Raw genomic sequence first — 13,535 nt, 5'->3', positions numbered from 1 at the left:
TTTCTGCAATCTGTTCCCTCTCCCTGCGGGAGAGGGTCAGGGTGAGGGGAACAGCGCTCCCCTCTCACTACTTACGCACTGCGCTGCAACAACATCGACTTAATATGGCCGATGGCGCGCGTCGGGTTCAGCCCCTTCGGACACACACTGACGCAGTTCATGATGCTATGGCAGCGGAATACGCTGAAAGCGTCACTCAGTCCTTCCAGACGGTTATCGGTTTCGGTGTCGCGGCTATCGATCAGGAAGCGATAGGCAGCCAGCAGACCCGCCGGGCCGATAAACTTGTCCGGGTTCCACCAGAACGATGGGCAGGACGTCGAACAACATGCACAGAGAATACACTCGTACAGCCCATCGAGTTTTTCACGCTGCTCAGGAGACTGTAAGTGCTCGCGAGCGGGCGGATTTTGCCCATTATTCAACAAGTAAGGCTTAATCTTCTCATATTGTGCATAGAATTGCCCCATGTCCACCACCAAATCACGCACGACCGGCAGGCCTGGCAGAGGACGGATAACAATTTTCTGACCTGGACGCTGCAACGCGGAAATTGGCGTGATGCAGGCCAGGCCATTTTTGCCGTTCATGTTCACGCCGTCAGAGCCACACACCCCTTCACGGCAGGAACGACGAAACGACAGCGTCGGATCTTTTTCTTTCAGCTGGATTAAGGCATCCAGCAGCATCATGTCACGACCTTCTTCCGCTTCCAGGGTGTAATCCTGCATACGCGGAGCATCATCAACATCCGGGTTATAACGATAAACTGAGAATTCGAGTTTCATTATCCTGTCTCCGCATTAGTAAGTACGAATCTTCGGCGGGAACGCCGGACGCAGTTTCGGTTCCATGTTCACCTGACGGCGCGTCATGGTTTCCGACTCTGGCAGATACAGGGAATGGCACAGCCAGTTTTCATCGTCACGCTCCGGGAAGTCGAAGCGGCTATGCGCGCCACGGCTTTCGGTACGGAAGTTTGCCGACATCGCGGTGGCAAATGCAGTTTCCATCAGGTTATCCAACTCCAGGCACTCAACGCGCTGGGTGTTGAACTCGCTGGAAGTGTCGTCCAGACGGGCATTTTTCAGACGCTCGCGGATCGCTTTCAGCTGCTCAAGACCTTTGGCCATCGCGTCACCTTCACGGAATACCGAGAAGTTGTGCTGCATACATTCCTGAAGCGCTTTACGGATTTCCACCGGATCTTCGCCGTTACGGTTGCCGTTCCAGCGGTTGAGGCGCTCAAGAGAGGCATCAATTTCGTCATCGGTCGCGTCACGCAGGTCGCCCTGCTCGGCAATGGATTCCTGCAGATGCAGACCCACCGCACGACCAAACACCACCAGGTCCAGCAGGGAGTTGCCGCCCAGACGGTTGGCACCGTGTACGGATACGCAGGCGATTTCGCCTACCGCGAACAGGCCAGGGATGACCACGTCTTCGCCCTGCTCGTTCACGGTCAGCGCCTGACCGGTCACTTTGGTCGGAATACCGCCCATCATATAGTGGCAGGTTGGGATTACCGGAATTGGCTCTTTTACAGGGTCAACGTGAGCGAAGGTACGGGACAGTTCCAGGATGCCTGGCAGACGGGACTCCAGTACTTCTTTACCCAGATGGTCGAGTTTCAGCTTGGCGTGTGGACCCCATGGGCCGTCACAGCCGCGGCCTTCACGGATTTCGATCATGATGGAGCGCGCCACCACGTCACGACCCGCCAGGTCTTTCGCATTCGGGGCATAACGCTCCATGAAGCGCTCGCCGTGTTTATTCAGCAGATAACCACCTTCACCGCGGCAGCCTTCTGTTACCAGAACGCCCGCACCAGCGATACCGGTTGGGTGGAACTGCCACATCTCCATATCCTGCACCGGCACGCCCGCGCGGATAGCCATACCGACGCCGTCACCGGTGTTGATGTGGGCGTTAGTGGTGGACTGATAGATACGGCCTGCACCGCCGGTTGCCAGCACGGTTGCACGTGCTTTGAAGTAGACCACTTCACCGGTTTCGATGCACAGCGCGGTACAACCCACAATTGCGCCATCGGCGTTTTTCACCAGATCCAGCGCGTACCACTCGGAGAAGATGGTGGTGTGGTTTTTCAGGTTCTGCTGGTACAGGGTGTGCAGCAGCGCGTGACCGGTACGGTCAGCCGCCGCCGCAGTACGTGCCGCCTGCTCGCCGCCGAAGTTTTTCGACTGGCCGCCAAACGGACGCTGATAGATGGTGCCATTTTCCAGACGGGAGAACGGCAGACCCATATGGTCCAGCTCCAGAATCGCTTCCGGGCCAGTCTTACACATATATTCTATGGCATCCTGGTCGCCGATGTAGTCGGAACCTTTTACCGTGTCGTACATGTGCCATTCCCAGTTATCTTCATGGGAGTTACCCAGCGCAACGGTGATACCGCCCTGCGCAGACACAGTGTGGGAACGGGTTGGGAATACTTTTGAGAGCAGCGCACAGGTCTGGCCGCTCTGGGAAATTTGCAGTGCGGCACGCATACCTGCGCCACCCGCACCAATCACGACAGCATCAAATTCTCTGACTGGCAGTTTCATTACACACCCCACACCACAACGAATCCATAAATAACGTAAACCACCAGAGCAACGACGATTGCCAGCTGCAGAGGAAGGCGAATAGCCAGTGGTTTAACGTAATCGGTCAACACCTGCCACATGCCAATCCAGGCATGAATAAGGATGGAGAACAGCGCCAGCAGGGTGAACACTTTGGTGAAGGCAGATCCGAAGAACCCACTCCAGATTTCCCACGTCAGCGTGCCGCTGGTCGCGAAGAAACCGATCATATAGATAATGTAAAGGGTGAGAACGATAGCGGTAGCACGGACCAGAATGAAGTCATGTACGCCGTTGCGTCCTAATGCGGAGGCGTTGCTTACCATACGAGAACTCCTGCGAGAAGTGAAAGCACGACTGTAATCACAAATGAAATGTTAGCGGAGCGTTTCCCGGCTTCGAAGGTTTCTTCCAGGTAGCCAAAGTCCATCAGCATATGGCGAACACCCACCACAACGTGGTACGCCAGCGCGGTCAGAATGCCCCACATGATAAATTTCACGAAGAAGCTGTTCATGATGGCAGAGGCCTGGAGGAATCCTTCAGGAGAAGAGAGGCTGGTGCCCAGTAACCACAGCAGAATACCGACCGCCACAAACGTAATCACACCAGAAATGCGGTGCAAAATGGACGCTATTGCTGTTACAGGGAACCGGATCGTTTTGAGATCCAGATTGACAGGTCTTTGTTTTTTCACATTTCTTATCATGAATAACGCCCACATGCTGTTCTTATTGTTTCCTTCCTCCGGACTGCGATGCGGGTCAAGCAGCGTTCCTTTTCTATAACTGCGCGTCATGCAAAACATTGCTTCCAGATGCTTAAACGACACGTTACAACGCTGGGTGGCTCGGGATTGCAGGGTGTTCCGGAGACCTGGCGGCAGTATAGGCCGTTCACAAAATCATTACAATTAACCTACATACAGTTTGTCGGGTTTTCTCTGGAACAGTGATCAGGGTCACGATAACAACATCTTTTTAAATTTTAATCATCTGATTTGACAAATGTTAAACAATATTGTTACAAACGTCAGCAGAAAAGGCATATAATGCGCAAAAGTTATGAGGTCTCTCTTTCACCTGACAAATAGTTATGTAACAGTGTGATGGTATTGACCGAAGTTATCAGGACAGTTATTAGTGATATACAGGTTTGAATAATTCGGACTGCAAAAACGCTGATTTGCTGTTGTTTCACTGATATTTCATTCGTTTACCTGCAAGGCGCCATAGCTCTGTACCCTGGTTTGTCCTCGTGAGCTGAGCGGTAAGCCAAATAACAATCTGGTAACGGTGATTAACAGCTGAAAGCAAATCCGGTAAAGCGCAGTCTTAAGCATAAGGCGCTAAGGAGACCGTAAATGGCTGATACGAAGGCAACGCTCACCCTAAATGGTGACACTGCTATTGAACTGGATGTGCTAAAAGGCACGCTCGGTCAGGATGTTATTGATATCCGTACGCTGGGTTCTAAAGGAGTTTTCACCTTTGACCCTGGATTTACCTCTACCGCATCTTGCGAATCCAAAATCACCTACATTGACGGTGACGAAGGTATCCTGCTCCATCGCGGCTTCCCCATCGATCAATTAGCCACTGAATCCAACTACCTGGAAGTGTGCTACATCCTGCTGAACGGCGAAAAACCGACGCAGGCACAATACGATGAATTCAAAACCACCGTGACCCGTCACACCATGATCCATGAGCAGATTACTCGTCTGTTCCATGCTTTCCGTCGTGACTCTCACCCGATGGCGGTGATGTGCGGGATTACCGGTGCGCTGGCGGCGTTTTACCACGATTCTCTGGACGTGAATAACCCACGCCACCGTGATATCGCGGCGTTCCGTCTGCTGTCCAAAATGCCAACCATGGCAGCGATGTGCTACAAATACTCCATCGGTCAGCCGTTTGTGTATCCACGTAACGACCTCTCCTACGCCGGCAACTTCCTGCGCATGATGTTCTCCACGCCGTGCGAAGAGTACGAAGTGAACCCGGTTCTGGAACGCGCAATGGACCGTATTCTGATCCTGCACGCTGACCACGAACAGAACGCCTCTACCTCCACCGTACGTACCGCAGGCTCTTCAGGCGCGAACCCGTTCGCCTGTATCGCTGCGGGCATTGCCTCCCTGTGGGGACCGGCGCACGGCGGCGCGAACGAAGCGGCACTGAAGATGCTGGAAGAAATCAGCTCTGTTGAACACATTCCTGAATTCGTGCGTCGCGCGAAAGACAAGAATGACTCCTTCCGCCTGATGGGCTTTGGTCACCGTGTTTACAAAAACTACGACCCACGCGCCACCGTGATGCGTGAGACCTGCCACGAAGTGCTGAAAGAGCTGGGCACCAAAGATGATCTGCTGGAAGTGGCGATGGAGCTGGAACACATCGCGCTGAACGACCCGTACTTCATCGAGAAGAAACTCTACCCGAACGTCGATTTCTACTCTGGCATTATTCTGAAAGCGATGGGCATTCCGTCTTCCATGTTCACCGTGATCTTCGCTATGGCACGTACCGTAGGCTGGATTGCGCACTGGAACGAAATGCACAGCGAAGGCATGAAAATCGCCCGTCCTCGTCAGCTGTATACCGGCTACGAGCAGCGTGATTTTAAGTCTGATCTGAAGCGCTAAAAGACGTTGGGTGTGGCCTGATGCCCTCACCTCGGCCCTCTCCCTGTGGAGAGGGTGAAAACCTTAAAAACGGTAACCCCTGGGTTACCGTTTTACTTTTATTTCTGGCAGTGCGGGCACCAGTAAAAAGGTCTTGAAGAAAGCATCATCCTGTCGATAATCCCGCCGCACCGCTCGCACTTTTTCCCCGCCCGGTGAAACACCTTGAACCGGAACAACGCCCCGTGATGCTTATTGTCATCCACCACGCCGCGCGTGTTGTACGACAGCCGCGGGATGTCCAGCAGCGCGTGGGACAGCGCCTCCAGCCGTTCATCGCTCAGCTGAGAGGCTTTATGCTGCGGCGCCAGCCCGACTTCCCAGAGGATTTCCACCCGCAGGTAGTTGCCAAGCCCGGCCAGAAACGCCTGGTCAAGGAACAGGCCGGAAAACTGCCGGTTGCGGAATTTGGGCGATAACAGTCGGGCCTTCACATCGCTCGCCGTCAGACGCATATCCAGTACGTCCGGTCCTACTCGCAGTAGAAACGGGTGTGCGAGCAGTTGCTCCGGCGTTAACATTTCGATATCAGAGGCGCTATAGAGCAGGATCGCCTTATCGGCAGTTTGCAACCTGACGCGCAGCACGCGGGTAGTCTGCGGCTGTTCACCCGCCTCCACCACTCGCCAGACGCCGTAAAGCTGGTTATGGCTATATAACGTCAGGTTATGGGAAAAATGCGTGAGCAACGCTTTGCCGCGCGTTTCAATATGGGTTACCGTCTGCCCCACCAGCTGTGATTCAAACGGTTTCAGTTGAGGAAAAGCAAACCAGACCTCCGTCAGGGGTTTGCCCTTTATCGCCGCCTCGAGGCTATCCGCCGCGCGGCGGATCTCCGGGCCTTCTGGCATTTTTCTGTCCTTTCATGATTAGTCTGCGCTGACAAGGATGCCCTCCTCAGAGAACGCTGCCCGCAAGCGGCGCGCGAACTGGAGCGCATGCTCGCCATCACCATGTAAACATACCGTATCAGCCTGAACGTGCGCCGATGTGCCATCCACGGCGGTGACCCGCCCGGCGCGCACCATCTCCAGCGTCTGGGCCAACGCTTTACCTTCGTCCGTTATCAGCGCACCGGCTTGCGTACGCGGTACAAGACTGCCGTCGGGTTGATAACCCCGGTCGGCAAAGACCTCCTGCCGCGTGGTTAACCCCAGACGCTCGCCGGCGCGAATAAGCTCGCTGCCTGCCAGACCCACCAGGATCAGCTGTGAATTGCAGTCTCTTACCGCACGGGCAATTGCATCTGCCAGAGCCGGATCTTGTGCCGCCTGGTTATAGAGCATGCCGTGCGGCTTCACGTGGCGCAGCGCGCCCTTCTCGGCGCGAACCATCGCCTCCAGCGCGCCAATCTGGTAGAGCACCTGAGCGTAGACCGTCTCAGGTGGCAGGCTCATCGCGGTGCGACCAAAGTTCTCCCGGTCAGGGAAGCTCGGGTGAGCGCCAATCGCCACGCCATTTTTGATGGCTCGACGCACGCTTGCGAGCATGGTTTGCGCATCGCCCGCATGAAAGCCGCAGGCGATATTGACCGAAGAGACCAGTGTCATCAGCTCCGCGTCGGCACTCCCGCCCTCGCCCAGATCGGCGTTTAAATCAATCTTTGCCATCAAGCCTCCACGCCAGTTGTTCCAGATAACGCTGCTGATCCTGACGCGCTTTCAGCGCTTCCTCCAGCGAACATTGCACAAAATGAATCGGCTGCCCGAGAGGGATTTGTGCCAGATGGTAGCGATCGGCTTCAATAATGCAGGCAATTCGCGGGTATCCCCCCGTCGTTTGCGCATCGTTCATCAGTACGATGGGTTGACCGTTACCCGGTACCTGAATGACACCGGGCAATAAACCGTGGGAAAGCAATTCCCGGTCGGTGGTACGGGTCAGCGGTTGCCCCTGAAGACGATAGCCCATGCGGTTACTTTGCGGACTTATTTTCCACGGTGAACGCCAGAAAGACTCCTGAGAAACCTCATCAAACTCCTGATATTCCGGTCCGGGCAACGCGCGGATTTGATTTCCCCACAACAGCTGTTTTACGCCCAGCGTCGTAGAGAAATGGCGGGCTGAAGGTTTAATCGCAAGACGATCTCCGTCGCGCAACAAACGTCCTTCGTGCCCACCGATACCCGCTTTTTGATCGGTACTGGAAGACCCCATGACCTCCGGTACATCAATGCCGCCCGCGACCGCAAGATAGCTCCGGACGCCGTGCAGAGGTCGTTTAAGCGTCAAACGCTGCCCGGCTTTCGCCCGCAGTCTCCAGCCCGTCCAGACGGCTTTGCCATCCAGCGTAGCGTCACACCCCGCTCCGGTTAAGGCAAACCATGTCTCCTGAGCAAACTCAATGACACATTGACCGAGCGTAATTTCAAGCGCAGCCGTATTGCCGGGGTTGCCCACCAGCACGTTAGCAATCTCCAGTGCAGGCCTGTCCAGCGCACCACAATAGCTGACGCCAGACTGGCGCAAACCAAAGCGGCCTGCATCCTGAACGGAGGTGTAAAGCCCGGCGCGAATAAGCGTTAACATACCCCCTCCTTCTGCGGGATAAAGCGAAGGGTATCGCCTGGACGCAAGAGAACCGGCGATTCCTGCCCGGGTTCAAATAACGGCGTGGACGTGTGTCCAATAAGCTGCCAGCCACCCGGTGATGCCAGTGGATAAATGCCGGTCTGCTCACCGCCAATCGCCACAGTACCTGCTGGCACACTCAGGCGAGGCTCGGCGCGACGCGGCGTATACAGCCTTGAAGAGAGTCCTCCCAGATACGGAAAGCCCGGTTGAAATCCTAAAAACCAGACAACGTAATCAACGGAGGCGTGCAGCTCAACGACCTGCTTTTCCGTTAAGCCGCAGTGTTCAGCCACCACAGAGAGATCGGGCCCCTGCGCACCACCATAAACGACCGGGATCTCCATCGTTCTGGAGTCAGGCTCCAGCGCCTCACTCTCTTCCCACCAGCGCTGCAAACGTTCGATGGCATCGAGGGCCAGCGTGTGCGGATTACGCAGTACCACGGTGATGTTATTCATACCTGGAATGGTTTCCACCACTTCAGGGATCTCGGCCAGACGCTGCGTCAGCCGCCAGATACGCTTTTGTGTGGCTAGCGTGATCGGGGGTTCAAGCTCCAGTACGACTGCGGTTTCCCCCAGAAGATAACAACGCGCTCGCTGCACTTAATCACCTCTCATCAGGCCGGGTTGGGGATATCAATAAAGGTAACATCCAGCTCGGTATTTTCCGTCAACCATTCACTGAGGGCACGAATGCCACCGCGCTCAGTGGCATGGTGGCCTGCCGCGTAAAAGTGCAGACCCTGCTCACGAGCAGAGTGAACCGTCTGCTCTGAAACTTCGCCGGTGATGAACGCATCGACGCCGAAGCGGGCAGCGCTGTCGATAAAGCCCTGTCCGCCACCGGTACACCAGGCAACACGTTTAACCAGGTCCGGTCCGGTATCACCACACCACAATGGGCGACGCCCCAGACGCACTTCAATCCAGGAGGCCAGCTCCAGACCCGGAACCGGCATCGCCAGTTCGCCCCACGGCACCAGAGGTTCAATCTCACCCATAACGGTAATTCCCAGAAGCTGTGCGAGCTGGACGTTGTTTCCCAGTTCCGGGTGCGCATCCAGTGGCAGGTGATAGCCGTACAGGTTGATGTCATTTGCCAGCAGCGTTTTCAGGCGGTTGCGCTTCATTCCGCGAATAATCGGCGATTCGTTTTTCCAGAAATAACCGTGATGGACAATCACCGCGTCTGCGTCCTGACGGACAGCTTCATCCAGCAGCGCCTGGCTTGCCGTCACACCGGTGATAATTTTCTGTACCGTTTCACGTCCTTCAACCTGAAGCCCATTCGGGCCATAATCGCTGAAGGAGGCACTGTTCAGTTTTTCGTTAATCAGGCTTTCCAGTTCGCTATTTTTCATCATGATTCTCTTAAGCTTTACGGGCGGCTTCGTACGCCGCCAGCGTGGCGACGCGCGCCTGTTTATGGTCAACAATCGGACGAGGATAATCCAGCGTGACGCGCTGTTTATCCGCCCAGACCCACGGTTCGTGAATCGCTTTGGCGGGAACATCCTTCAGTTCAGGTACCCAGGCGCGAATAAACGCACCTTCAGCGTCAAATTTTTGCCCCTGGGTGGTTGGATTAAAAATCCGGAAATAGGGAGCCGCATCGGTGCCGGTAGAGGCCGCCCACTGCCAGCCACCGTTATTTGCCGCCAGATCGCCATCGATCAACTGAGAGATAAAATAGCGCTCCCCGATACGCCAGTCGATAAGCAGATCTTTCACCAGGAAGCTGGCGGCGATCATCCGCAGACGGTTGTGCATCCACCCGGTTTCATTCAGTTGGCGCATCGCGGCATCAACAATTGGGTAGCCCGTTTCTCCCTTCTGCCAGGCCTGTAAAAGCGTCTCGCTATGCTGCCATTTTACGTTATCGGTCCAGGGAATGAATGGCCGATGCTTACATAAATCAGGGTGATACGTCATCAAATGGCGATAGAATTCGCGCCAGATAAGTTCGTTAAGCCAGACTGAGCCCGCTCCTCCGTCCAGCGCCTGAGGTTGTTCGGCCAGAAGGCGGTGCAAACACTGGCGCGGAGAAAGGACACCCAGCGCTAAACAGGCCGATAAACGGCTGGTTCCTTCAATAGCGGGAAAATCCCTGCGCGTGTCATATTCGCCCGCGCCCTGTTTGCAAAACTGGCGCAGTTTCGCGATAGCAGATTTCTCGTTTTCGGGGAACAGAAGTGCATTGAATGCCTGCTGGGGATAGTTAAATGTCAGCTCAGGCAGATCCGCTATCACGTCGCCCCGGACTGCAGGAGCGACCACGCACTCCGGCAGTGCCTCTTTAAGACGTTTAATAAAGGCATTTTTAAAGGGCGTAAACACTTTATACATTTCATGACCACCGGTCATGACGCTGCCCGGTGCCAGCATCACGCTGTCATCAAATCCCTGGCACTGAACATCCTTCAGGATTGACTCCAGCTGGCGATCTCGCTGACGTTCGTTCAGTTCGTACTGATAGTTATAAAAAAGATGTGTGACTTCGTTCTGCTGACAGATCTCCTGTACCGTCTGAAGCTGTGCGGCAAAGTCACTCACCTCTCTATAAATCAGGGGAATGCCTTTTTCGGCCAGCGAGTGCTGCAGATCGTTCAGCCAGGCACGGAGCAAGGCCGCCTGGCGGGGAGCCATATCATGCTGCCGCCACTGCTCGGGCGTGGCAATAAACAGAGCCAGTACGTTAGCGTCTTTGGCGCGACAGGCCGCCGCGAGTGCGATGTTGTCATGTACGCGCAGGTCCGCGCGAAACCAAACCAGATGGGTGGGCATAAAACTCCAGGCAAATATCCATTATGTCCGTAAGGCCATGCCACCAAAGAGAAAATGGTGCAGGCTTTTATGTACTTTGCCATGAAGTGTAGACGCGATGAAATAAAAAAGGCCGCCCGGGGCGGCCTTAACGCTACTTGTCCTGCGCTATCGTGGTTAAAGCAACAAACGCATCCGGTTCATCACTTTTTACAACGAGTACGCTGGCGACAATGAACGCGATGCATATATAGTGTTTCATTATGCGGTCCCTGCAGCTAACCGCTCCACCGTTCACCACCGGTGATAAGTCGGTGGACACAAGCTCTGTGTGGAGCCTGACTCACGGTTGTGGAAATACCTCTCCCGTGACCGGTGCCCATTTGCGAGATGGCGGAAAGGGACGCTGCATAGTAATCTCCACACGAACGAAGCGTAATCCATTAAAATGGTTTTTAAGAATATATTTATGATCTAAGCATTTGAATATTAGACTTGCAGAAGTATGCTTGGAAACCTCTGTGTGAGAGCTTGAAAACCACCCAACGGACCGCGAATCCTGAGGGACAAAAAAACCGCCACATTACTGTTGGCGGTTTTTTTATTGCTGCGTGTAGTCTTAGTATTAGTAGAAATCGCAGGTCGCTTTCTCGGCCTGGTCCATCCACACCGGCTTCTCGCTGGTTTTCGCCCAGACGCGGTGCAGATAGCTGTAAAAACGTGCACGATCTTTCCAGAACAGCATCACCGGCAGCGCCAGCACACCAGCCACTACGGCGAAAGTGCGACGCATGAAAACGATATGAGCCGGAAACTCTTTATAAAGATCCATATTTTTCTCCCCTATAGTTGGCCGGAAACGTCATCCGGAAAATTCAAAATCTGTGACCTGGCTAAAATAATATCGCTTTGTTTGTAATTTTACTACTCATCCGACCACTTATTTTTGTCCGTTTAGTGAAAATTTACACTCGCGCCGTAATTAAGTTACAAAAAAGTTAACAGTTTACTTATCAATAGTTAAATTGTGGGCTTTGTCATTTTTATACTTTTTTTACACCCGCCCTCCCCATTTTTGCGAAATCTTTGCGCCAGAAATCCTACCGTTAACACAACAACAAAAGTCACCCGGAGGTGGATTGTGAGTGCAGGTCTTATTGCCGGCATCGTGCTGGTGTTCCTGTTATTGGGTTATCTGGTCTATGCCCTGATTAATGCGGAGGCATTCTGATGGCTGCTCAGGCGTTTTTGCTTATTGCCAGCTTCTTAGTGGTATTGTTCGTTCTGGCAAGGCCACTGGGAACAGGACTGGCACGGCTGATCAACAACGTACCTTTGCCGGGCACGGGAAGCGTTGAAAAAGGGATCTGGCGTGTACTGGGAGTACGTGATCAGGAAATGAACTGGCGTCAATATCTGACAGCCATTCTGCTGCTGAATATCGTTGGCCTTATTGCGCTTTTTGCCATGCTGATGTTGCAGGGTATTCTGCCGCTCAATCCGCAGCAGTTACCGGGTATGTCCTGGCACCTTGCGTTGAACACGGCAGTCAGCTTTGTCACCAACACCAACTGGCAGTCCTATTCCGGTGAAACCACGCTCAGCTACTTCAGCCAGATGGTCGGTTTAACCGTGCAGAACTTCCTCTCGGCCGCCACTGGTATCGCCGTTATCTTCGCGCTGACGCGTGCTTTTGCACGCCAAAAAATCAGTACGCTGGGAAATGCCTGGGTGGATCTGACGCGCATCACGCTGTGGATCCTGCTGCCCATTGCGCTGCTGATCGCGCTGTTCTTTATTCAGCAAGGCACCCTGCAAAACCTGCTGCCTTATGCATCTTATACCTCGCTGGAAGGTGCAAAACAGCTCCTGCCGATGGGTCCGGTGGCATCACAGGAAGCCATCAAGATGCTCGGAACGAACGGCGGCGGCTTCTTTAACGCCAACTCGTCTCATCCGTTTGAAAACCCAACCGCCTTGACCAATTACGTGCAGATGCTGGCGATCTTCCTGATCCCTGCCGCACTCTGCTTTGCCTTTGGCGACGTGGTCAACGATCGCCGTCAGGGACGCACACTGCTGTGGACTATGTCGCTGATCTTCGTGGTCTGCGTTGCGCTGGTCATGTGGGCAGAATGGCAGGGTAATCCGCATTTCCTCTCACTGGGTGCTGATAGCGCGATCAACATGGAAGGTAAAGAGAGCCGCTTTGGCATTCTCGCCAGCAGCCTGTATGCCGTCGTCACCACGGCGGCATCCTGCGGGGCGGTAAATGCTATGCATGACTCCTTTACGGCACTGGGTGGCATGATCCCAATGTGGCTGATGCAGATTGGCGAAGTGGTGTTTGGTGGCGTGGGCTCAGGTCTTTACGGCATGCTGCTGTTTGTGCTGCTGGCGGTGTTTATTGCCGGTCTGATGATTGGCCGCACCCCGGAATACCTCGGTAAAAAAATCGACGTTCGCGAGATGAAATTAACCGCGCTGGCGATTCTGGTCACCCCTGCCCTCGTGCTGCTCGGCACCGCGCTGGCGCTGATGACCGAAGCCGGACGCAGCGGCATCTTTAACCCGGGTATCCATGGCTTCAGTGAAGTGCTGTATGCCGTCTCGTCTGCGGCTAACAACAACGGTAGCGCCTTTGCCGGCTTAAGCGCCAACTCGCCTTTCTGGAACTGCCTGCTGGCGTTCTGCATGTTCTTTGGTCGCTTTGGCGTCATTGTGCCGGTCATGGCCATTGCCGGATCGCTGGTGAGTAAAAAAATTCAACCGACCACCACTGGCACATTACCGACCCACGGCGCGCTGTTTATCGGCCTGTTGACAGGCACCGTGTTGCTGGTCGGCGCCCTGACCTTTATCCCCGCCCTCGCGTTAGGCCCGGTCGCGGAATTCCTCTCTTTACGCTGATTTTGCGGA

The 13,535-nt window shown here is 54.5% G+C and carries 14 protein-coding genes; 3 read left to right on the top strand and 11 right to left on the bottom strand.

The genetic code is table 11. The features are described 5' to 3' along the window. Positions 1-71: 71 nt before the first annotated feature. Genes sdhB through sdhC form a run of 4 tightly spaced genes read right to left on the bottom strand, consistent with a single transcriptional unit; the run spans position 72 to position 3,315 of the window. Positions 72-788 carry a succinate dehydrogenase iron-sulfur subunit SdhB gene (gene sdhB / locus ACLHV9_RS06990; protein WP_407220315.1) on the bottom strand — a complete coding sequence of 239 codons (717 nt, stop codon included), beginning with the start codon at positions 786-788 and terminating at the stop codon, positions 72-74. 15 nt (positions 789-803) lie between these two features. Next, positions 804-2,570, bottom strand: a complete 1,767-nt coding sequence (sdhA, locus tag ACLHV9_RS06985) for a succinate dehydrogenase flavoprotein subunit (protein WP_028019437.1) — start codon at positions 2,568-2,570, stop codon at positions 804-806. Next, entirely contained in the window at positions 2,570-2,917 is a 348-nt protein-coding gene (sdhD, locus tag ACLHV9_RS06980; protein WP_008501088.1) for a succinate dehydrogenase membrane anchor subunit, read from the bottom strand. Before sdhD ends, sdhA begins: the two co-directional genes overlap by 1 nt. Further along, a complete protein-coding gene (sdhC, locus tag ACLHV9_RS06975; protein ID WP_407221169.1) occupies positions 2,911-3,315 on the bottom strand; it encodes a succinate dehydrogenase cytochrome b556 subunit in 405 nt (134 codons plus the stop codon). Before sdhC ends, sdhD begins: the two co-directional genes overlap by 7 nt. Before the next feature lie 639 nt (positions 3,316-3,954). Here sdhC and ACLHV9_RS06970 point away from each other — a divergent pair. Then, the gene (locus ACLHV9_RS06970; RefSeq protein WP_028019438.1) at positions 3,955-5,238 is read left to right on the top strand and encodes a citrate synthase; all 1,284 of its coding nucleotides are present in this window, start codon (positions 3,955-3,957) and stop codon (positions 5,236-5,238) included. 98 nt (positions 5,239-5,336) lie between these two features. On the opposite strand, the gene nei is transcribed toward ACLHV9_RS06970, so the two are convergent. The 7 genes from nei to ACLHV9_RS06935 form a co-directional block, all read right to left on the bottom strand. Further along, positions 5,337-6,128 carry an endonuclease VIII gene (nei, locus tag ACLHV9_RS06965; RefSeq protein WP_028019439.1) on the bottom strand — a complete coding sequence of 264 codons (792 nt, stop codon included), beginning with the start codon at positions 6,126-6,128 and terminating at the stop codon, positions 5,337-5,339. A gap of 18 nt (positions 6,129-6,146) precedes the next feature. Further along, the gene (gene pxpA, locus ACLHV9_RS06960) at positions 6,147-6,887 is read right to left on the bottom strand and encodes a 5-oxoprolinase subunit PxpA (RefSeq protein WP_028019440.1); all 741 of its coding nucleotides are present in this window, start codon (positions 6,885-6,887) and stop codon (positions 6,147-6,149) included. Continuing rightward, positions 6,874-7,806 carry a 5-oxoprolinase subunit PxpC gene (gene pxpC / locus ACLHV9_RS06955; protein ID WP_108090586.1) on the bottom strand — a complete coding sequence of 311 codons (933 nt, stop codon included), beginning with the start codon at positions 7,804-7,806 and terminating at the stop codon, positions 6,874-6,876. The genes pxpA and pxpC overlap by 14 nt, the downstream gene beginning before the upstream one ends. After that, positions 7,800-8,456, bottom strand: coding sequence for a 5-oxoprolinase subunit PxpB (pxpB, locus tag ACLHV9_RS06950; RefSeq protein ID WP_407220314.1), 657 nt, complete (start codon positions 8,454-8,456; stop codon positions 7,800-7,802). The genes pxpC and pxpB overlap by 7 nt, the downstream gene beginning before the upstream one ends. Before the next feature lie 14 nt (positions 8,457-8,470). Beyond that, positions 8,471-9,214 carry a type 2 GTP cyclohydrolase I gene (locus ACLHV9_RS06945; RefSeq protein WP_407221168.1) on the bottom strand — a complete coding sequence of 248 codons (744 nt, stop codon included), beginning with the start codon at positions 9,212-9,214 and terminating at the stop codon, positions 8,471-8,473. Positions 9,215-9,224: 10 nt separating this feature from the next. Continuing rightward, positions 9,225-10,637 (bottom strand): deoxyribodipyrimidine photo-lyase, encoded by a 1,413-nt coding sequence (gene phrB, locus ACLHV9_RS06940; RefSeq protein ID WP_134707317.1) that lies wholly within the window; start codon positions 10,635-10,637, stop codon positions 9,225-9,227. 604 nt (positions 10,638-11,241) lie between these two features. Next, a complete protein-coding gene (locus ACLHV9_RS06935; protein ID WP_028019445.1) occupies positions 11,242-11,448 on the bottom strand; it encodes a YbfA family protein in 207 nt (68 codons plus the stop codon). Positions 11,449-11,757: 309 nt separating this feature from the next. Here ACLHV9_RS06935 and kdpF point away from each other — a divergent pair, with 309 nt between their 5' ends. Together kdpF and kdpA are read left to right on the top strand one after the other, a co-directional pair. Then, positions 11,758-11,847 carry a K(+)-transporting ATPase subunit F gene (kdpF, locus tag ACLHV9_RS06930; RefSeq protein WP_014069365.1) on the top strand — a complete coding sequence of 30 codons (90 nt, stop codon included), beginning with the start codon at positions 11,758-11,760 and terminating at the stop codon, positions 11,845-11,847. Then, positions 11,847-13,526 carry a potassium-transporting ATPase subunit KdpA gene (gene kdpA / locus ACLHV9_RS06925; RefSeq protein WP_407220313.1) on the top strand — a complete coding sequence of 560 codons (1,680 nt, stop codon included), beginning with the start codon at positions 11,847-11,849 and terminating at the stop codon, positions 13,524-13,526. The genes kdpF and kdpA overlap by 1 nt, the downstream gene beginning before the upstream one ends. Positions 13,527-13,535: the final 9 nt, after the last annotated feature.

The sequence above is a fragment of the Enterobacter sp. CPE_E890 genome (assembly GCF_046521475.1).
Classification (GTDB): domain Bacteria; phylum Pseudomonadota; class Gammaproteobacteria; order Enterobacterales; family Enterobacteriaceae; genus Enterobacter; species Enterobacter adelaidei.
Note: the sequence above shows the minus strand (reverse complement) of the source record. Positions and strands in the feature narration are given on the sequence as shown.